Origin of the sequence: Kitasatospora sp. NPDC059812 (assembly GCF_042732075.1) — a bacterium.
In the GTDB taxonomy this organism is placed as follows: domain Bacteria; phylum Actinomycetota; class Actinomycetes; order Streptomycetales; family Streptomycetaceae; genus Kitasatospora.
Genome location: NZ_JBHWIO010000084.1, coordinates 4,472 through 25,113 on the forward strand (window position 1 = coordinate 4,472; position 20,642 = coordinate 25,113).

Annotated in this window: 13 protein-coding genes; 8 read left to right on the forward strand and 5 right to left on the reverse strand. The window is 74.1% G+C overall.

Going from position 1 to position 20,642, the window contains the following annotated elements:
• Together ACFV6D_RS30915 and ACFV6D_RS30920 are read right to left on the reverse strand one after the other, a co-directional pair.
• A partial coding sequence (locus tag ACFV6D_RS30915; protein ID WP_380562054.1) for a hypothetical protein occupies positions 1 to 1,287 on the reverse strand: 1,287 nt, incomplete at its 3' end.
• A 164-nt stretch (positions 1,288 to 1,451) separates the two neighbouring features.
• Positions 1,452 to 1,895: an MMPL family transporter gene (locus ACFV6D_RS30920; protein ID WP_380562056.1), complete on the reverse strand. Its 444-nt coding sequence runs from the start codon at positions 1,893 to 1,895 to the stop codon at positions 1,452 to 1,454.
• A gap of 387 nt (positions 1,896 to 2,282) precedes the next feature.
• Here ACFV6D_RS30920 and ACFV6D_RS30925 point away from each other — a divergent pair, with 387 nt between their 5' ends.
• The 3 genes from ACFV6D_RS30925 (at position 2,283) to ACFV6D_RS30935 (ending at position 4,783) form a co-directional block, all read left to right on the forward strand.
• Positions 2,283 to 3,503 carry a sensor histidine kinase gene (locus ACFV6D_RS30925; protein WP_380562058.1) on the forward strand — a complete coding sequence of 407 codons (1,221 nt, stop codon included), beginning with the start codon at positions 2,283 to 2,285 and terminating at the stop codon, positions 3,501 to 3,503.
• A complete protein-coding gene (locus tag ACFV6D_RS30930) occupies positions 3,500 to 4,201 on the forward strand; it encodes a response regulator (RefSeq protein ID WP_380562060.1) in 702 nt (233 codons plus the stop codon). The genes ACFV6D_RS30925 and ACFV6D_RS30930 overlap by 4 nt, the downstream gene beginning before the upstream one ends.
• 144 nt (positions 4,202 to 4,345) lie before the next feature.
• Positions 4,346 to 4,783, forward strand: a complete 438-nt coding sequence (locus ACFV6D_RS30935; RefSeq protein WP_380562062.1) for an SMI1/KNR4 family protein — start codon at positions 4,346 to 4,348, stop codon at positions 4,781 to 4,783.
• A 10-nt stretch (positions 4,784 to 4,793) separates the two neighbouring features.
• Here the strand turns inward: ACFV6D_RS30935 and ACFV6D_RS30940 are convergent, their stop codons facing one another.
• Complete coding sequence (locus ACFV6D_RS30940; RefSeq protein WP_380562064.1) at positions 4,794 to 5,960, reverse strand: serine hydrolase domain-containing protein; 1,167 nt, start codon at positions 5,958 to 5,960, stop codon at positions 4,794 to 4,796.
• Positions 5,961 to 6,138: 178 nt separating this feature from the next.
• Entirely contained in the window at positions 6,139 to 7,305 is a 1,167-nt protein-coding gene (locus ACFV6D_RS30945; protein WP_380562066.1) for a serine hydrolase domain-containing protein, read from the reverse strand.
• A gap of 212 nt (positions 7,306 to 7,517) precedes the next feature.
• Between ACFV6D_RS30945 and ACFV6D_RS30950 the strand changes: the two genes are divergently transcribed.
• The gene (locus ACFV6D_RS30950) at positions 7,518 to 7,841 is read left to right on the forward strand and encodes a DUF6968 family protein (protein ID WP_380562068.1); all 324 of its coding nucleotides are present in this window, start codon (positions 7,518 to 7,520) and stop codon (positions 7,839 to 7,841) included.
• A gap of 194 nt (positions 7,842 to 8,035) precedes the next feature.
• A complete protein-coding gene (locus ACFV6D_RS30955) occupies positions 8,036 to 9,130 on the forward strand; it encodes a polyprenyl synthetase family protein (protein ID WP_380562069.1) in 1,095 nt (364 codons plus the stop codon).
• Positions 9,131 to 9,200: 70 nt separating this feature from the next.
• On the opposite strand, the gene ACFV6D_RS30960 is transcribed toward ACFV6D_RS30955, so the two are convergent.
• Entirely contained in the window at positions 9,201 to 10,184 is a 984-nt protein-coding gene (locus ACFV6D_RS30960) for an NADP-dependent oxidoreductase (RefSeq protein WP_380562071.1), read from the reverse strand.
• 140 nt (positions 10,185 to 10,324) lie between these two features.
• Between ACFV6D_RS30960 and ACFV6D_RS30965 the strand changes: the two genes are divergently transcribed.
• The 3 genes from ACFV6D_RS30965 (at position 10,325) to ACFV6D_RS30975 (ending at position 20,498) form a co-directional block, all read left to right on the forward strand.
• Positions 10,325 to 10,702 (forward strand): helix-turn-helix domain-containing protein, encoded by a 378-nt coding sequence (locus tag ACFV6D_RS30965; protein ID WP_363378072.1) that lies wholly within the window; start codon positions 10,325 to 10,327, stop codon positions 10,700 to 10,702.
• Between the two features lie 328 nt (positions 10,703 to 11,030).
• Positions 11,031 to 11,789 (forward strand): hypothetical protein, encoded by a 759-nt coding sequence (locus tag ACFV6D_RS30970; protein WP_380562073.1) that lies wholly within the window; start codon positions 11,031 to 11,033, stop codon positions 11,787 to 11,789.
• A gap of 159 nt (positions 11,790 to 11,948) precedes the next feature.
• A complete protein-coding gene (locus ACFV6D_RS30975) occupies positions 11,949 to 20,498 on the forward strand; it encodes a type I polyketide synthase (protein ID WP_380562075.1) in 8,550 nt (2,849 codons plus the stop codon).
• Positions 20,499 to 20,642 lie beyond the last annotated feature (144 nt).

Here is a 20,642-nt window from a genome sequence, read left to right on the forward strand (position 1 = left end):
CGGGGGGCGCGGCCCGCCCCGCGCCCCCCCGCGGGGGGCGCGCCCGCCCCCGCCCCCCCCCCCCCCGGGGGGGCGCCCCCCGGGGCCGACAGCCGTGGCCACCATGGTGGGGTCGGCCGCGGCTGCCGTGGCGGGGCCGCGCGTGGCGGCCTGCCGGCGCAGCTCGGCATCGGCCGCGGTGAACTGCTGGAAGTCCCGGAGGGTGTGCAAGGCGGCGTCCCGTTTCGCTGGGGAGGAGTCGGGGCGGAGGTCGGCATCGAACAGGTCGGCGAGGATGCCGTGGAACGCGGGCTGCTGGTTCTCGGCCGCCGCGACCGCTCCCGGCGTGACCGGACGGTCCGCCAGTGGGCCGGTGTAGGTGGCGAAGTCGTCGGAAAGGTCCTGTCCGGGGACGGTCTGGACCACCGCCAGGGCATCGCCGCCTGCCGCTTCGGCGGCGAGCGCGCGAGCCTGCCAGGTGGCGGTCAGCCGGGGCAGCACCTCGTCGGTGGCGGTGCCGAAGGCCCGGTCGGTGTGCAGGGTCGCCACCACCGTCCAGCCGGCCAGCGCGAGCAGCAGGACGGACGCGGTGAGCAGGTACGGGTTGAGCCGCCGGTTGAAGTGGCGGCTCAGAAAGCGCTGCGTACCGACCAGCAGGACCAGGGCGAGCACCGCGGGGGCGAGCACGCCGAGCAGCACGACCGGGGCGAGCCATCCGCTCTGCTGTTGCCGGCCCAGTTCCTGCTGCTCGGCGGCCCGCAGTTGCTGGACCTGGGCGAGGACTCCGTCACCGGGTTTGTGCATCAGGCTTGAGGCGTAGCTCAAGTAGGCGGCGCCGAGGGCACCCTGGCTCTCGGTGGCATGCGCCTGTTCGACCAGGCTGGTGTACTCGACGAGCAGTCCCTCGACGGCCTGCAGTCGCCCGCTCCCGGCCGGCCCGGTCGCGTCGTGCTCGGCGGCCCGGGCCAACGCCTGGTGGGCCGACTTCAGATCGTCCTGGTAACGCTGCCCCGGTCCGCTCAGGCGCACCGTCCCCGAGGCGAAGCTCCCGGCCGCGACCCGGTCCGCGTCGGCGAGCAGGTACGACAGCTGCGCGATGTCGACAAGGGCCGGGTCGGCGTGGGCTTCGGCGGCGGACACCGCCGTGTGCGCGCCGGCGAGCGCCGCTTCCAACGTCCCCCACAGTGCCGCCGTGCACAGGACCAGCGCGACCACAACCCGGCGCAGCCGGCCCGGAGTGGTGGGTGGCGCGGCGGGCCTGCGGCCGAAGCGGTGCGACCGTGACCCCACGCCGGCAATGGCCGCCATCCGCATCCCGCCCCCCGGCTCGGCCCGTCAGGAGCCCGACGGATCGTCGCCCACCCTAGCCGCGCGACTATGGAGTGGCTACCGGGAAGCGGAATATGGCGGAGTATCAGTTTTCGACTCCGGTGGCCCGGGTGGCGCACTCTGACGCACCGTCAGCCGGGCGGTCACCCCGCGCGGCCCCGGTAGGTGTTCTCCAGGCCCGGGTCGGCGGGGTTTCCGGTGAGGTTGGCGGAGAGCAGCTCGAAGGTCCCGTCGGACGCGGTCATGGCCGGGTCGACCTGGGGGATCTGCGAGTAGTCCCGCTGAAGGGGCGCGGCGTCCTTGGGTGTGGGCATGGTGACCTTGAGGCGGCTCAGCCGCTTCGCCCCATCGCCGATCTGCTGCCGGTCCGCGGCGGTCAGCGCCCGGCCGTCGGTCCGCGCGACCAGGACGGTCACCGGATTGGCGTCGGTCTTCGTCCCGAAGCGGTCCTGGGCGATCTTCATGGCGGCGGCCGAGTCGTAGCTCTTCGGCAGGAAGTCGGCCGTCTGCGTCTGGGTCACCCGGTAGATCAATGTCTGGTTCAGGACGGTCAGGAGCATTCCCAGGACCGCCCATACGGCGATCACCTTCCACGGATTCCTGGTAGAGAATCCGGTCAGGGCGCGGATCGCGATGTCCTCCGGCGGTGGTGCTGTCGCCGGGGATTTCCGGCACGTCTCCAGACCATCACGGCGTACCGGGCGTTCTCGTCCGAGCGCGGGAGGAGAACGCCGTCAGGACCTGGGCTCGCCACCCGGCCCGGACCAGGACCAGGGGCCTGGTCCGGGATCGGTCCCGGGTGCCGGTTCGGGGCCGGGAGCCACTGCGAGAATGGGCCGTGGACGCCCCCTTCCGAGACGCGGACGCCCCCCCCGGGAACGAAGGCCTCCGCAGGGACGGCTCGCCGGGCACGACGGCTGCGGTGAACGGGCGAAGGCCGGGGCCGACAGGCCACAGAAAGGACCACCACCAGCATGTCGACGCACCACCGGCCCCTGCCGCAGCCGCCGAGAGCCGACGGCCTGCCCTGGACGGCCAGTGACGCGCTGGTGGCCGTCGGGGCCGCCGCCCTGGACATCCTCGGCTACTCGATCGGCAGCCCGGACGGAAGCCAGCCGATCGCCCTGACCGCGCTGGTCCTGCTCGTACTGGCGGCCATGCCGCTGCTCACCAGGCGCCGCTACCCGCTGGCGTCACTGGCGGGTGTGCTGGTCCTCGGCCTGGCACTGAACCTGAGCGGGCCGGTGCCGCACCACTTCAACTGCACGCTCTGCGTCGCGCTGTTCGCCGTGGCCCGCTCCCGTGGCATCGCGGTGGCGGCGCCGGCCGCCCTCGTGGCGGCCGTCGTACCGCTGCTGGGCCGGGGGCATCCGCTGCCGCCCCCGCTCTCGCGAGCGGCGTCCAACGTGCTCGCCGCGGTGCTGGTCATCGCCGCGGCCGAGGCGCTGAAGCGCTGGCAGCACGCGGTGGAGGTCAGGCGCAGGCTGCTGGCCGACCGCGCGGTGGCGCAGGAACGGCGCCGCATCGCACGGGAGTTGCACGACATCGTCGCCCACCACATCACCACCATGCAGCTGATGGCCGGCGGTGCCAGAGCGAACCTCGGGGGTGACACCGAGGTGGTGCGCGACGCCCTGGTCACGCTGGAGGGCTCCGGGCGGATGGCGCTGCGCGAGATGCGCCAACTGCTCGACGTGCTCCGGGCCGGCGACGAGCCGGAGGAGTCGCCGTCCGAGCCGCAGCCCGGAGTCGGGCACCTCGGACGGCTCGTCGAGGAGTCCCGCAGGGCCGGCCTTCCCACCGAGTTCGCCGTCCTGGGGGAGGAGCGCCCGCTGCCGCCGAGCACCGGCCTGGCGGTGTTCCGGATCGTCCAGGAGTCCCTCACCAACACCCGCAAGCACGCCGGCCGGGCCCGGGCGCGGGTCCGGCTGACGTACCACCCGGACCGGATCACCGTCGAGGTGTCCGACAACGGCACCGCCGCGCCGGCCGACACCCTGGTGGGCGCCCTGGCGGGAGCGGGCGGTGCGGCCGGACCGAGGGCGGGCCGCACCGGGTACGGTCTGATCGGCATGCGCGAACGCGTCGCGCTGCAGGGCGGCAGCATGGTGGCCGGCGCCGTGGACGGTGGTGGCTTCCGGGTGATGGCCAGCCTGCCGGTGGCGCCGGCCGACGGAGAGGAACGGCTCGGATGACGGGAACCCCGGAGCGGATCAAGGTGCTGATCGCCGACGACCAGCCGCTGGTACGGCGGGGCCTGGCCCTGATCCTGGCACCCCACCCGGCGTTCGAGGTGGTGGCCGAGGCGGACAACGGCCAGCAGGCGGTCGACCTCGCGCACCGGCACCGGCCCCACGTCGTGGTGATGGACATCCGGATGCCGGTTCTCGACGGCGTCCAGGCGACCGAGCGGCTCACACGGGAACTACCGGCCTGCCGGGTCCTGGCGCTGAGCACCTTCGACATGGACGAGTACGTCGTCGCCGCCCTGCGCGCCGGCGCCTCCGGGTTCCTGCCCAAGGACGTCTCCCCGGAGGAGCTCTCGGCGGCCGTGCGCACCGTGCACACCGGGGAGGCGGCGGTGGCGCCGCGCCTGCTCACCCGGCTGATCTCCACGTACGTCACCGCGCCCCGCCTGCCGCCGGCACCGGTGCCGTTGCCGGCCTCCAGCCTGGGTGAACTGACGCCCCGCGAGATCGAGGTGTGGCACCTGCTGGCCACCGGCCTGGACAACGCCGAGATCGCGTCGGCGATGGGCATCAGCGTCTCCACGGTCAAGAACTACATCACCAGCATCTTCGCCAAGCTGAGTGTCCGCGACCGTGCCCAGGCGGTGATCGCGGCCTACGAGTCCGGCCTGGTCGAGGCCCGCCCCGCGAACGCGGCGGGCTGAGGCGGGCTGATTCCGGCAGCGGTAGGTACTCCACAGACGGCCTCCCGGCCCCCGCCCACGGGAGCCGCGAGGCCGTCTGCCCGGTGTCCGGCCTGACACTCCGGCGTGGGGAAGCCGCGAGCGCGCCTGGCTAAGCTCTCGATCATGTGGAGACAAGTAGTCCAGGAGGTCTTTCCTGAGGCAGGCTTCCAGGAGCCAGCTCAGACGTCCGAGATCGCCGAAGCCGAGAAGCGGCTCGGGCGAACGCTGCCTGCGGAGCTCAGGCAGTTGCTTCTCGAAAGCAACGGGGTGATCGGACGCACCCACGTGGACACCGTCTGGACCGTCGACCAGATCATCCAACAGAACCTGCTCTTCTGGTCTGACGAATCCTTCGCCCAGCTGTACATGCCTTTCGATGCCCTCCTGTTCTTCGGGGACAACGGAGGCGGTGATCAGTTCGCCCTGGTGCAGAAGCCCGAGCGTCCAGACGTGTTCGTCTGGGAACACGAGAACGACAGCCGCAGATGGGTGGCCAACAACCTGCGGGACTACCTGGGTCGTTCGCTGCGTACTGGCGGAGACGACTGGTATCGGTTGTAAGCCAAGTCGGTCAGCGGCAGAGGGCCGCGTCCAGGGCGGCCGCCATGTGTTGCGCGCCGGCCTCGCCCGGGACGGTGGTGACGGTGATGGTGGCGGCGCGGCCGTCGTCGGTGACGCCGCCGCGGGTGCGGTAGCCGGGGGAGGTGCCGCCATGGCCCCAGGCCAGGCCGCCGCAGGAGAGCGGCCTGCTCTGCAGGCCCAGCCCGTAGCGGATCCCCGGGCCCAGGAGTTCGGCGGGGACGGTGGTGCGCATCTGGGCGAGCTGCGCCGGGGGCAGGAGCCGGCCGCCGAGGAGCGCGGTGAAGAACGCGTTGAGGTCGGTGTTGGTGGAGACGATCGCCCCGGTCGCCCAGGCCATCGAGGAGTCCATGTCGGTGTAGTCGATCGGGGCCGCGTCCGGCGAGCTGCGGAAGTAGCCGTGGGGGTGGGCCTCGTGGATGGTGGTGTCGCCGGGGGTGGGGAAGTAGGTGTGGCGCAGACCGATGCGGTCGATGACGCGTTTGGTGATCTCCTCGCCGACAGGCCGTCCGGTGACCTTCTGGACGAGGAGTCCGGCAACGACGTAGTTGGTGTTGCTGTACTCCCAGCTGGTTCCCGCAGGGAAGCTGGCCTTCTGGGCGAGGGCGCCGTCGAGGAGGTCGCGAGGCTCGAAGTAGCGGTACTGGATGGGGGTGAAGTCCGCGAGGGCGGGGGCTTCCATGTAGTCGGGCAGGCCGCTGGTGTGCTGGAGCAACTGGCGGACGGTGATGTTGCGTCCGTCGATGCCGTCGCCGCGCAGCAGCCCCGGCAGGTAGGTCTCGACGGGCGCGTCGAGGCCGATCTTCCCTTCGGCGACGAGCTGGAGGACGACGACGGCGGTGAAGGTCTTGGTGTTGCTGCCGGCGCGTATCTGCCCGTCGACGGGGACCTTGGCTCCGGTGGCGAGGTCGCCGACGCCGGCGGTGTAGGTGCGGGTGCGGCCGTCGCGGCCCTTGACCGAGGCCAGTGCGGCGGGCAGGCCGTCGTCCTTGACCAGCGCGTTCAGGCCCTGTTGGACGTTGTCCGGCTTGGCGCCGGCGAACGCCGCGGTCGGTGCCAGCACTCCGGCAGCCACGACGCCGGCGGCCACGGCCGCCGCCACCGCGTGCCTGCCGCGGCGGTTTCGGCGGGCCGGGCTGTGCTGTGTGTGCTCGTTCACGGAGGAACTCCTCTGCTGAAGGGGGATTTGCTGGGGTGTGCGGGTTCCGCGCGCCGAGGCGCGCCGAGGCGTGCCGGGACGTGCCGTGGCGTGCCGGGGCGCGCGGAAACCCGTTGGTGGTGCCGGTGCGGATTGCGGATTGCGAATGCTCAGGCCGGACCGGGGAGGGCCCGCGGGGTCAGCGGCACAGGGCCGCGTCCACCGTGGCCGTGATGTGCTGATCGGCCTCGTCGCCCGGGATCGCGGTCACCGCGATGCTGGCGGCGCGGCCGTCGTCGGTGACGCCCCCGGTGGTCTTGTAGCCCGGGATGGTCCCGCCGTGGCCCCAGTACTGGCCGCCGCACGACAGCGGACGGCTCATCAGGCCCAGCCCGTAACGGACGCCGGGACTCACCTCGTCGGCGGGGACGGTGGTGCGCATCTGGGCGAGCTGCGCCGGGGGCAGGAGCCGGCCGCCGAGGAGCGCGGTGAAGAACGCGTTGAGGTCGGTGTTGGTGGAGACGACGGCCCCTGCCGCCCAACCCCAGGACGGGTCCAGCTCCGTGTAGTCGCGGAGCGAGCCGTCGGCTTCCCGGTTGTAGCCCTTGGGGTGGGCCTCGCGGATGCCCGTGTCCCCGGGGGTGGGGAAGTAGGTGTGGCGCAGACCGATGCGGTCGACGATGCGCCGGTTGATCTCCTCGCCGAGCGGCCGCCCGGTGACCTTCTGGATGATCAGGCCGGCCAGCAGGTAGTTGGTGTTGCTGTATTCCCAGCGCGCACCCGGGGCGAAGTGGGCCTTCTGGGCCAGAGCCGCGTCGAGGAGCTCGCGCGGTTCGTAGTACCGGTTCGGGCTGGTGAGGATGGAGTCCTTGTCCACGTACTCGGGCAGGCCGCTGGTGTGCTGGAGCAACTGGCGGACGGTGATGTTGCGTCCGTCGATGCCGTCGCCGCGCAGCAGCCCCGGCAGGTAGGTCTCGACGGGCGCGTCGAGGCCGACCTTTCCCTCGGCGACGAGTTGGAGGACGACGACGGCGGTGAAGGGCTTGGTGTTGCTGCCGATCCGCACCTGACCATCGACGGGGGGCTTGGCCCCGGTGGCGATGTCGCCGACGCCCGCGGTGTAGGTGCGGGTGCGGCCGTCACGGCCCTTCACGGAGGCCAGCGCGGCGGGCAGGCCGTCGTCCTTGACCAGTGCGTTCAGGCCCTGTTGGACGCTGTCCGGCTTGCCGCCCGCGAACGCCGCGGTCGGTGCCAGCGCTCCGACCGTCATCACGCCGGCGGCCACGGCGGTCACGACCGCCACCGCCCGGTGCCGGCCGCCCCGGCGGGAGCGCGGGAGGCGGCTGTGCGGTGCATGCTCGTTCACGAAGGGACCCCTCTGATGAATGGCGCCGGTGATTCCCGGCCTTGATCAAGAGGACCATTCAGGGGTAGGGGAGTTCGTCCGTATCCAGGACGAACCGCACCCGGGAGCTGGCTCCGGGAGCCGCCCCCAGCCAGGACCGTGCTCCCGGCGGTGCTCTTGTCGACCTTCCGGTGGAGCGGCTTTTCGAACGGGGGGCGTGTTGTACTGCTGCGGTGAGCGCTGAATACGAGCTTGGCCAGGTCATCGCCAGTCGTGAGCTGGTCCTTACCGCTCCGGACGGGACGCAGAGTCCGGTGCTGCTGGAAGTCGGGCTGCCCTGCCGCGACCCGGAGGGGCCGGACTGGTACTGCCCGTGCCGGATCACCGGACACCCGGGCGTCGGCGACCGCGTGACGGCGATCTTCGGCGTGGACTCGTTGCAGGCCCTGCAACTCGCCCTGACCCGCTTTCCCGGCGAGTTGAGCGGGTTGAACGACGCGGCCGGGCTGACCTTCCTGGGCGGGAGGGACTTGATGCTGGGGGGTGAGGGTTCTTGAGGGCGAGGGTTCTTCAGGGCGCCGACCGGGTGAGGCGTGATGGCGGGGCGGCGACGGGGAGCGCGGGAGGGCACCTACCGGGTGCTCGGGCCGGGAGGCCGGTGGGGCAGCATGGGTGACGGACCACCGCCGGGATCCGTGGCACCTCCGCGCCTGCGCGGGCGCGCAGACCCGGCCGAACGGAAGACATCTTCGTGACCGATACCGCCGCCGCCGTCCTCGCCGAGCAGATCCGGGCCCGTCTCGCCGGGTACGAGCGCCGGTTCAGCGCGCTGTCCGAGCAGTACTTCCAGGACCTGGCCGCCGCCTTCGACGCTCCGTCGTTCAGCCGGTTCACCCCGGACTGCCTGGCCCTGCTGCGGGACCTGTCGCTGCGCGGCGGCAAGCGGATGCGGGTGGCCCTGCTCTTCGAAGCGGCCCGGCTGGTGACTGCCGAGCCCGTGGCGGGGTTGGACGACGCCGCGCTGAGCATCGAACTGCTCCAGACCCACGGGCTGGTCCACGACGACATCATCGACGACAGCCCCACCCGCCGGGGCGGGCCCTCCACCTACTACGCCTACCGGGGGCGGTTCCCCGACCGGCCGCAGACCGCGCTCGGGCTCGCCGTCCTCGCCGGCGACCTCGCACTCGCGCTGTCGCTCCAGGTCCTTCTTGATTCCCGGGCCCCGCTCCCGGTCCGACAGGCCATGGTCGAGGTGCAGACGCGGGCGGCAACGGCCACGTTCGTCGGCCAGATCATCGACCTGGAGCGGGACTTCACCGCGTACCCGGACGAGGAGGTGCTGCACGACGTGGCCGATTACAAGACCGCCCGCTACTCGGTCCTCGCCCCGCTCCAGCTGGGACTGCTCGCCGCCGGCGTCCAGCCCGCCCGCCACGACGAGGAACTGCGCCGCTACGCCCGGCTGGTGGGGATCTGCGGGCAGCTGCGCGACGACTACCTGGACCTCTTCGGCGACGCGGGGACGATGGGCAAGCCCACCGGAACGGACATCCGGGAGGGGCGGCGCAACTACACCGTCCGTGCCGTCCTGGCGGCGGCCACCGACTCCGAGCGGGCCATGGTGGAGTCCGCACTCGGCGACGGAGCCTGCACCGGGGAGACCATCGCCGCCATCCGCGACCTCGCCCACCGCCACGGCGTCCCGGAGCGGATGCGGGCGGACATGCGGCGCTTCGCGCACGCGGCCGCCACGGAGGTCGCGGCCTGGCGCCCCAGGTGGCGGGAGGAGGCCGTCGCGTTCTTCGAGTACCTGCCGAGGTGGAGCGTCGAGCGAGTCCGGTGAGGCGAGGTGAGGCGGGGTGGGATGAGGTGAGGTGGGCGAGCCGGGAATCCCACCCGTCCCTGACCGGCGGTCAGTTGGCTCCGGGCTCGACCTCGGTGGTGAGGACGAGCTTGCCGCGGGTGCGGCCCGCCTCGCCGCGGGCGTGAGCGGCCCCGGCCTGCTCCAGCGGGAAGGTCCGCTCCACCTCGACGGCGACCTCGCCGGCGTCGATCAGTGCGGCGATCGTCGTCAGCGCGGCGCCGTCCGGCTCGACCAGGAACGGGGTGACCCGCACGCCGGCCGCCTCGGCGGCCGCGGCCAGTTCGGGGGAGACACCGGCCGGGACGGCGACCAGCAGGCCGCCGGGGCGCAGGACCTTCAGGGAACGGATGCTGGTCAGGTCGTGGTCGTCGCCCACCAGGTCGATGACGACGTCGATGCCGGCGGTGGCGTCCTCGAAGCGGGTGCCGGTGTAGTCGATCACCTCGTCGGCGCCGAGCTCCTTGAGCCAGGGGTGCCGGGCGGCGCTGGCGGTGGCGACCACGTGGGCGCCCAGGTGGCGGGCGAACTGGACCGCGAAGTGGCCCACCCCGCCGGCGGCCGCGGTGACCAGCACCCGCTGGCCGGCCCGCACCTGGGCGGTGTCGACGACGGCCTGCCAGGCGGTCAGTGCCGCCAGCGGCACGGCGGCGGCGTGCACGTGGTCGAGCGTGGCCGGCTTGCGGGCGAACTGCCGGGCCGGGGCGGTCACGTACTCGGCGTAGGCGTTCGCGGCGCGCGGGAACCACGGCATGCCGTACACCTCGTCACCGGCCTTCAGCGTGGTCACGCCGAAGCCGACCTCCTCGACCACGCCGGACACGTCCCAGCCGAGCGTGAACGGCGGCTCACCCAGCAGGCCGGCCATGCCGGAGCCGTCGCGGGTCTTCCAGTCCACCGGGTTGATCCCGGCCGCGTGCACCCGCACCAGCACCTCCGTCGGCAGCGGCACCGGGCGCGTCACCTCGGCGACCCGCAGCGCCTCCGGCCCGCCGAACGTGTCCTGGACCACCGCGCGCATCGTGTCTGCGGACATGCGTCATCTCCCGAAGCATCAGAGTGTGGAAGGCCTTTCAGCGGCCGTTCCTCGATGCCGGCGACGCTATCCCCGCAGGTATGGTTACCTTCAAGGGCTAGTACTTCCCATCGGGAAGTGTCCTGGTGAGGAGAGTGAGCATGACGACCACCTGCCCCAGCGGCGAGCACTCGCAGCACGACGTCTACGCCGCCCAGTGCCCCTGTCGAATCCTGCTCGACCTGCTCGCCAACAAGTGGGCCGCCCTCGCCATCGGCGCCCTCGAAGACGGTCCCCAGCGGTTCGGCGAACTCCAGCGCCGCCTCCAGGGCGTCAGCCCCAAGGTGCTGACCCAGACCCTGCGCCGCCTGGAGGACTTCGGCATCCTCGACCGCACCGTGTACCCCGTCGTCCCCCTGCACGTCGAGTACTCCCTCACCCGCCTCGGCCAGAGTGCCGCGGTGCCGTTGAACGCGCTTCGCTCCTGGGTCGAGGAGAACATCGACCAGGCGTTCCGCCCGGAGCCGGTCGCGGGGTAGCCCGGCATCGGCCACGACCGGCTCTCGCAGCCGAGGGTTCGGCACGCCGCTGACGGTGGGCCCGCGGTCGAGGCCCACCGCCAGGGCCCGCGGTCACCCGGTCCGCCCTTGAACCCAGGGCCGACGCAGGCGGCGGCCGCGCTGGGCCTCCATCGCGCCGCGGGGGCGATGGAGCGGGGGTGGTCCTCGGCCCCCTGGTCGATGCCGAGCAGCCGGTTGTGGCGCAGGTGCACCAGGCCGGGCAGCTCGGAACTCCCGGGGGCAGTGCCTCGCCGCAGCGGGCGAGTGCACCGGCCCCCGCCATACCCCGTCCGTACAAGGAGAAAGCATGCCCAGGGACATCGCCACGGTCTGTCTGGACGCGACCGCGGCCGACGATGTGACGACCGCCCTCACTGCCGCCCTCGCTCCCTTCGAGCACGACGCCCAGCCCGTCGACGACCGCTGGCAAGGCGAATGGGACTGGTGGCACGTCTACGGAGGCGACGGTGAGTACGGCCTGGCCGTGCGACCAGGCCATGAGAACGACCCGCGCCTGATCCGCAGCCCCACCTGGCTGGACGGCACCCCGCGCCCGGCACAGCCCGCGGACCGCTGCGACGGTGGGCCCCGAGGCCTCCTCGACCTCGACACCGAACGCACGGCCGCAGGCGTCGCCGCAGCCCGGGAATGGGACGCCTGGACCGCGTTCGCCGCACGGTTCCCACCCGCTCACTCGCTCCGGACGATCGCGGCACGCGGCCCCTCCGCCACCAACCCGCCCTACCAGGCGTTCATGGCGCAGCCGGTCATGCAGGCTCTCGCCGCCTGGCGGCAGTCCGACCCGGACGCGCCCACCTGGACGAAGCAGCAGGATCCCCTCCAGCACTTCGCCGGGAGCCGCGAGCAGCATGCCCATCGAGCCGCCATGCGGGTCCAGACCACCAACGTCCTGCTCACCGTCGACGGCCGATGGATCGACTGCTTCGACTACACCCCCACGCCGCAGCAACCGGTCGCGGCCAACGCGTACTTCGACTTCGCGGACCGGTACCTCCGCGAACTGCCGCAGGACGCCGTCATCGTCCGCGTCCGATTCCATTCGTGACGTCCGGGGCGCTGCTTCGAAGAAGCGCCGCAGTTCCGCAGCGGCCGCAAGCGCAGCTGCGGCGAGTCCGCAGGACTCGGTCTGTGCCCGCGTGTTACTGGGTACGGAGGAGATCGACGGGGGAGCGGATCGCGAGTGGCGAGAGGTCGGAGCTGGGGCGTGAGTGGTGACCTGCGGTATGACGATCTGGTGCGGCCGCTGCCGGAGTTGCTGAAGAGGCACGCCGAACGGTCGGCGGACCGGGTCGCGTTCCACGACTTCTCGCGCGGCGTCAGCTACGCCGAGTTGGAGCGGCGGACCGGGCGGTTGGCCGGGTCGCTCGTGCGGGCGGGGGTCCGGCGCGGGGATCGGGTGGCGCTCTGCCTGGGCAACTGCGTGGAGCTGGTGGAGGGTTGCCTCGCCGTGCTGCGGGCGGGGGCGGTCGGTGTCCTGCTCAATCCCCGCTCCTCCGACGACGAACTCGACTACTACCTGCGGGACAGCGGCGCCTCGGCCATCATCACCGACCCCGCGCATCTCACGCAGCTCCACCGCCTCGGCCCCGCGTACCGCGGCCTGCACACCGTGCTCACCGGGGCGGGTCCGATCCCCTCGAACGCCCCCGACGGCACCGTCCTCTTCGAGGCCGAAGCCGAAGCCGAGGCCGCGACCGGGAGCGGGAGCGGGAGCGACGGGCCCGGGGCCCCCGACGACCTGGGGCTCGACGATCCGGCCTGGCTGCTCTACACCTCCGGGACCACCCACCGCCCCAAGGGCGTGCTCTCCACGCAGCGCAGCGCACTGTGGTCGGTGGCGGCCTGCTACGTGCCGGTCTTCGGGCTCTCCCCCGAGGACCGGCTGCTGTGGCCGCTGCCGCTGTTCCACAGCTTCGGGCACTCCCTCGCGATCCTGGGCACCACGGCCGTCGGCGCGAGCACCGCGATCGCCGGTGAACTGCCGACGTCCGGCGACCTGCTGACGCCCGGCGACCTGTGGCGCACGCTGCGCACCCCGAGCGCCGCTCTCGGCGGGCCGTTCACCGTCCTGGCCGGCGTCCCCACGACGTACCACCGGTTGATGTCCTCGGCGAAGGACACCCCGCTCCCCGCGCCGGGGCCCGGGCTGCGGCTCTGCGTCACGGCAGGCGCGCCGTGCCCGCCCGAACTGCGCGGGGCGGTGGAGGAGACGCTCGGCGCGCCGCTGCTCGACGTCTACGGCAGTACCGAGACGTGCGGCGCGATCGCGGTGGCCCGCCCGAACGGCCCCCGGGTCGACGGGTCCTGCGGACTGCCGGTACCCGGCGTCGAGGTCCGCGTCGTCGATCCGGACAGCGGCGTCGACGTCCTCGCGGGCGGCGAGGGCGAGATCTGGGTCAGCGGTCCGAATCTCATGACGGGCTACCACGACCAGCCGGAAGCGACGGCCGCCGCGCTGCGCGAGGGCTGGTACCGGACCGGGGACCTCGGCCGGCGCGCCGAACACGGCCACCTCGTCCTCACCGGCCGGGTCAGCGAACTGATCATCCGGGGCGGCGAGAACATCCATCCCACGGAGGTCGAGCACGTCCTGCGGGGCTGCCCCGGCGTGCGGGACGCCGTGGTCCTCGGCCTGCCGCACGCCGTCCTCGGCGAGGTCCCGGTCGCCTTCGTGGTGCCCGGCCCGGAGAGCCTGGACCCGCGGCTGGTGCTCGACGTCTGCCGCTCGCAGCTCGCGGAGCACAAGGTCCCCGTCGAGGTCCGCGAGATCGCGGTCGTCCCGCGCACGCCGTCGGGCAAGATCGTCCGCCATGCGGTGCTCAGCGACCCGGCTGCGGCGCCGGCCCCGGCCGGGGGCTCCCTGGCCCGCGGGCTGCTGTCGCTGCCCCGGGAGGAGCAGGAACGCGCGCTGTGCGAGAGGGTGTGCGCCGAGACGGCCCGGGTCCGCGGACGCGCGCCGGCGAGCGGGCCTGACGCGGGCGGTTCGTTCGCGGACCGCTCGTTCACGGACGTCTCGTTCGCGGACAGTTCCTTCGCGGACCTCGGGCTGACCTCGCTCGGCGCCATCGAGCTGATCGACCGGCTCGCGGCGTCGACCGGGCTGAGCCTGCCGACGACGCTGGTCTTCGACCACCCCACCCCGGCCGCCGTCGCCCGCCACCTGCACACCGAACTGTTCGCCGCCGAGCCTGCCGAGCCTGCCGAGCCTGCCGAGCCCGCCGTACCCGCCGTACCCGCCGTACACACGACCGCCACCGCACCGCGGACCGCCGAGCCGGAGGAGCCGTACGACCGGGACCCGGTGGTGATCGTCGCCATGGCCTGCCGCTACCCCGGTGGCGTGGAATCCCCCGAAGGGCTCTGGGAGTTGGTGTCGCAGGGCACGGACGCGATCTCGGACCTGCCGACCGACCGGGGCTGGGACCTCGCCGCCCTCTACGACCCCGACCCGGACCGGATCGGCACCTGCTACACCCGCAGCGGCGGATTCCTGCACAGCGCCGCGGAGTTCGACGCGGGCCTGTTCGGCATCTCGCCGCGCGAGGCGCTCGCCATGGACCCGCAGCAGCGGCTGCTGCTGGAGGTCACCTGGGAGGCGTGGGAGCGGGCCGGGATCGACCCGGCGTCCGTCCGGGACAGCGACACGGGCGTCTTCCTCGGGGTGATGTACGGCGATTACGCCTCCCGCTTCACCGAGCACGAACTGGAGGCCCACCTCGCCCTGGGTTCGGCCGGCAGCGTGGCCTCCGGCCGGCTCTCCTACGTGTTCGGCCTGCGCGGGCCCGCGATCACCGTCGACACGGCGTGCTCGTCCTCGCTGGTCGCCGTGCACCAGGCGGCCCAGGCGCTGCGCTCGGGCGCGTGCTCGCTGGCGCTGGCCGGCGGCGTCACGGTGATGGCGACGCCCAACCCGCTGGTCGCGTTCAGCCGCCAGCGCGCCCTCGCGCCCGACGGCCGGTGCAAGTCCTTCTCGGCCACGGCGGACGGCACCGCCTGGGCCGAGGGCGCCGGGGTGCTGCTGCTGGAGAGGCTGTCCGACGCGCGCCGCAACGGACACCCGGTGCTGGCGGTGGTGCGCGGCAGCGCCGTCAACTCCGACGGCGCGTCCAACGGCCTGACCGCTCCCAACGGCCGCGCCCAGCAGCGCCTGATCCAGCTGGCGCTGGCCGACGCCGGGCTGCGCGCGCACGAGGTGGACGCCGTGGAGGCGCACGGGACGGGCACCGCGCTCGGTGATCCCGTCGAGGCGCGGGCGCTGCTCGCCGGCTACGGCCGGGGCCGGGGGCCGGGGGACCCTCCGCTGTGGTTGGGCAGCGTCAAGTCCAACCTCGGACACACCCAGGCCGCCGCCGGAGTCGCCGGGATCATCAAGATGGCCCAGGCCATGCGGCACGGCGAGTTGCCCAGGACCCTGCACGTGGCAGCCCCCACCCCGCACGTCGACTGGTCGGCGGGCCGGGTCGAGCTGTTGACCGCCGCCCGGCCGTGGCCCGCGCCCGCCGGCCGGCCGCGCCGGGCCGGCGTGTCGGCCTTCGGGATCGGCGGCACCAACGCGCACGTGATCATCGAGGAGCCGGCTGCCGCCGACCGCGCCCCGCGGCAGGAACCCGCGCGGCCCCAGGGGCTGGCGGTGCCGTGGCTGGTCGGCGGGGCCGACGAGGCGGCCCTGCGGGCCCAAGCGCGACGGCTGGCCGACCACGTCGCCGCCCGGCCGGGCCTCTCGCCGGCGGACGTGGGCTTCTCGCTGGCGGTGTCGCGGTCGGCGCTCACGCACCGGGCGATGGTGCCGGCTGCGGACCGCGAGCGCATGCTGGCCGGACTCCGGGCGATCGCCGACGGCACGCCCGCCGACGGCACGTCCGGCGCCGGGGCGTTGACGCGTCTGGCCGACCCGCGCACCCGCACCGCCTTCCTGTTCACCGGGCAGGGCGCGCAGCGCACGCGGATGGGCGAGGAGCTACGGGAGGCGTTTCCCGCGTTCGCCGAGGCCTTCGACGAGGTCTGCCACGCACTGGACGGCGAACTCGACCGGCCGCTGCGCACGGTGATCCGCGCCGAGCCGGGCTCGCCGGACGCCCTGCTCGACCGCACGGACTTCACGCAGGCCGCCCTGTTCGCCTACGAGGTGGCGCTCTTCCGGCTGGTGGAGTCCTGGGGCGTGCGGGCCGACTTCCTGGCGGGGCACTCCGTGGGCGAGTTGGCGGCCGCGCACGTCGCCGGCGTGCTGGACCTCGCCGACGCCGTGCGTCTGGTCGCGGCGCGCGGGCGGCTGATGCGGGCGCTGCCCAACGGCGGGGCGATGGTGGCCCTCGACGCGGCGGAGCACGAGGTCCTGCCCGAACTCGCGGATGTGGCCGACCGCGTGGCGATCGCCGCCGTCAACGGAGCGCGTGCGGTGGTGGTCTCCGGCGCGCGCGACGCGGTGCTCGCCGTCGCGGCGCGGTTCGAGGCCCGCGGCCGCCGCAGCACGCGGCTCAAGGTCGGCCACGGCTTCCACTCGCCGCTGGTGGACCCGGTGCTCGACGAGTTCCGCCGCGTCGCCGAGACGCTGGAGTTCCGGCCGCCGCGGATCCCGGTGGTCTCCACCGTGACGGGGTCTCGGGCGGCGCCGGAGGAACTGGGCTCCGCGGACTACTGGGTGCGGCACGCGCGGCTTCCCGTGCGGTTCGCCGAGGCCGTGGAGTGGCTGGGCGCCAACGGCGTCGGGGGCTTCCTGGAACTCGGCCCGCAGCCCGTGCTCACCGCGTACGCGCAGGAGTGCCCGGCCGTCCAGGACGGCGGCCCGGAGTTCCAGGACGGCGGCGGCCCGGTGTTCGCCTTCGCGGCCCGTGACGGCGAGCGGGAGCCGGACACGCTGCTGGCGGCCGTGGCCCGGCTCCACGTGCGCGGCGCCGGCGTCGACTGGCCCGCGGTGTTCGCGGAGCGCGGGCTGCGACGCGGGCTGCGGCGCGTGGAGCTGCCGACCTACGCCTTCCAACGCCGGAGGTACTGGCTGGACCCACCGCGCCCGGCCGGGGCGGGTCCAGCCAGTACCTCCGGCGAGCATCCGCTGCTCGGCCCGCCGTTCGAGGTGCCAGGCACCGGGCACACGGTGCTCTCCGGCCTGCTGTCGGCGAGCGCCCAGCCGTGGCTCGCCGACCACGTCGTCGGCGGGGCGCCGCTCGTGCCGGGGACGGCGTTCGTCGAGATGGCTGTGCGCGCGGGCGACGCGGCCGGCTGCGGCACGCTGGAGGAGCTCGTGATCCTGCGGCCGCTCGCGCTGCCCGCTGCGGGGGTACGGGTCCAGGTCGTGGTGGGGGCGGTGGACGACTCCGGCCGGCGGTCCGTCGAGATCCACGCGCGACCGGTGGAGGCCGCTGAGCCCGCCGAGCCCGCCGAGCCCGCCGAGCCCGCCGAGCCCGGCGAGGCCGCCTGGACGCCGCACGCCACCGGCCTGCTCGCCCGCACGCCCGAGCCGGGCACGGCACCGGAGGGGCACGGCCTGACGCAGTGGCCGCCGCCCGGCGCCGCGGAGATCGATCCCACCGGCGCCTACGAAGCCGCGGCGGGGCGCGGTCTGGCCTACGGGCCCGCGTTCCGCGGCGTGCGCGCACTGTGGCGGCGGGGTACGGAGGTGTTCGCGGAGGTCAGGTTGCCCGAGCCGTGGACGGCCGAGGCGGACCGGTACGGCATCCACCCCGCGCTCCTGGACGCCGCCGCGCACGCCTCGATGCTCGCCGCGCACGCCCCGGGAACCGACCCGGACGGGGGCGCGGACGCGGGCGGGGGCGCGGGCGGCGCCCGGGTGCCGTTCCAATGGAGCGGCGTGTGCCTGCACGCCGCCGCGGCGTCGACGGTCCGGGTGCGGATCGCGCCGGTCGGCGAGGCAGACCCCGCCTCGGAGGGCGGCGCGCTCTCGATCACGCTCGCCGACCCGGCGGGCCGCCTGGTGGCCCGCGTCAACTCCCTCTCCACCAGGGAGCTTCCGGCCGGACACCGCGATCCCGGGCCGGACATCGCCCAGCGCGCCCTGCTGCGCCCCGACTGGGTCCCCGTCGGACTGCCCGGCGGGGCACCGCAGTCGGCGGGCTGGACGGTCCTCGGGCCGGACCAGCTGAACCTCGGCGCCTTCGTCCCCCTCGCGGGCCCGTCCTCGCCCGCGAACGGCCCGACCTCATCCACAGCGGGCGCGGACGCCGCCGCCCCGCCCCGCCACCTGGCGGTCACCGCCGTCGGATCGGAATCGGAAACGGACCGCGACCCACTGGCCGACGTCCACCTGCTGACCACGCGGGTGCTCAAGGCCCTACAGGACTGGCAGGACGATCCGGCCACCGCGGGCTCGCAGCTCGTGGTGGTGACGCGGAACGCCACCGCACCCACGCCGGACCTGGCGGGAGCCGCGGTCTGGGGGCTGGTGCGTACGGCGCAGTCGGAGCTGCCGGGGTGCGTGGTCCTGGTCGACGTGGACGAGGACCCCGCCTCCCTGCGCCTGCTGCCCGCGGCGGCCGCCAGCGGCGAGCCCCAACTCTCCCTGCGCGCCGGGCGGGCGACGGTGCCACGGCTGGTCGGCGTCCCGGCGACGGTGCCACGGCTGGTCGGCGCCCCGGCGGCGGTCCACCTGCCCGAGCCCTGGCCGGCCGAGAGTGCCCAGCCCCGCCGCTCCGGAGCCTTCGACCCGGACGGCACGGTGCTGATCACCGGCGGCACCGGAGCACTGGGCGCGGACCTGGCCGGGCACCTGGTCGACGCGTACGGGGTCCGCCACCTGCTGCTGACCGGGCGGCGCGGCCCGCACGCACCGGGCGCCGACGCCCTGCGCGCGAGTCTGGCGGAGCGGGGCGCGCAGGTCAGGATCGTCGCGTGCGACGCGGCCGACCGGGCCCGGCTCGCCGAGCTGATCGAGCAATGCGACCCCCCGCTGACCGCCGTCCTGCACGCCGCCGGGGTCCTCGACGACGGAGCGCTGGCCGCGTTGTCCCCCGAGCGGCTGGCGGCGGTCCTGCGGCCGAAGGCGGACGCGGCCTGGCACCTGCACGAGTTGACCCGCGACCGGGGCCTGTCGGCCTTCGTCCTGTTCTCCTCGATCTCGGGCGTGCTGGGCCGGGCGGGCCAGGGCAACTACGCCGCGGCGAACTCGTTCCTGGACGCGCTCGCCCAGTACCGGGCCGCCGCCGGCCTGCCCGCCGTCTCGCTGGCGTGGGGCATGTGGGGCCACGATGCGGGCATGGCAGCCCAGTTGACCGAGGGCGCGGGGCACCCGAGGCCCGACGACGTGGTCCGGGCGTTCACCCCCGCCCAAGGACTGGCCCTGTTCGACGCGGCACTGCGGACGGGAGCCCCCGTACTCGCGCCGGTCCTGCTCGACCGGGCCGCGCTGCGCACCGCCGCAGGGCAACTACCGGCACCGCTGCGCGACCTGGCGCGCCACAGTCGGCCCGCCGCCGAAGTGCAGAGCGGTGAGACCGAACCGCCGCCGGGCGGCCGGGAGGGCTCGGAGCCCGGAGCGTGGCGCACGCTGCTGGCCGGGCTGCCCGCCGAGGAGCGCGGGGCCGCGCTCACGGAACTGCTGCGCGGCGACGTGGCCGCGGTGCTCGGCTACTCCGGCGCGCAGGACCTGCCCGCCGGCAGGACCCTGGCCGAGCTCGGCTTCGACTCCCTGACGGCCGTCCAGTTCCGCAGCCGACTGAGTACGGCCCTGCGCCTGCGGCTGCCCGCGGCCGTCGTGTTCGAGCACCCGGCGATCGAGGACCTCGCCCGTCACGTACTCGACCTGCTCGACGACCTGCCCGACAACCTGCTCGACGACCTGCCCGACGGCACACCGCGTGAGCGCCCCGGCCTCCGGCCCGCACCGCCCACCGGCCGTCCCGCGCAGACGCTCGCGGCGCTGTACCGCGCGCTCTGCGAGCAGGGCCGGCCGGCGGCCGCGATGCACCTGGTGGTCGCGGCTTCCTCGGCCGCCGCGACGTTCGGCGCCGACGACGCCGCGGAGCACGCCGTGCCGCCGCTGCGCCGGGCCCGGGGCCGCGCCGGCTCCCCGGTCGTGGTCTTCTTCCCCGACCACCGTCCGTTCCCCGCACTGCCGGGAGGCGGGTTCGCGGCCCTGCACGCCTGCTTCGAGGGCGAGTTGGAGGTCCTGGAGTTCCCACACCCGGGCATCGGCGCGGGGTACGCCGTTCCGGCCGACCGGGAGACGCTCGCCCGCCTCCACGCCGAGACGGTGCTGCGGCACGTCGGCAACCGGCCCGTCGTCCTGGTCGGTGCTTCCGCCGGGGGCGCCGTCACGCACGCCGTGACCCGACGCCTCGAACTCAGGGGATCCGCTCCCCTGGGACAAGTGCTGATCGACACGTATCTCGTCCACCAGGGCAACCACTCCACGGACTGGCTGACCGCCCTGGCCGCCCCACCGGCCCCGTACCTCGCCGCGGACGTGAGCGCGGACGTGAGCGCGGACGGGTCCACCGGCGACGAGGACGCCGCCGTCGCGGCCATGGGCGCCTACACCGGGCTCTTCCTGGACTGGCGCCCGGAGCCCGTGAACACCCCGACCCTCCTCATCGGCGCCGCGCGCCCGACCCCACTGATGGCGACGCGCGCGGACGGCGACTCCTGGCGCACGTCCTGGCCGCTGCCACACGAGCGCGTCGAGGTGCCCGGCAACCACCTCTCCCTGGCACGGGAGGACGCCGCCACCACGGCAGCCGCGATCCGCACCTGGATCGACTCCCTCACCCACCCCGGCACTCCGCCGGAGGCCACCACCCGGTAGAGACAGTCAGGGCCGTCCGCGCGCCGTTCCTTGTCCAACGCCACACGTGCCAGACGAAGCTGGTGGCCGGTCTCCTCCTGCGCCCCGTCCTGCGACCAGGTCCGTGACGGTGACGCCCGTCTGCCAACAGGTCATCAGTGATCC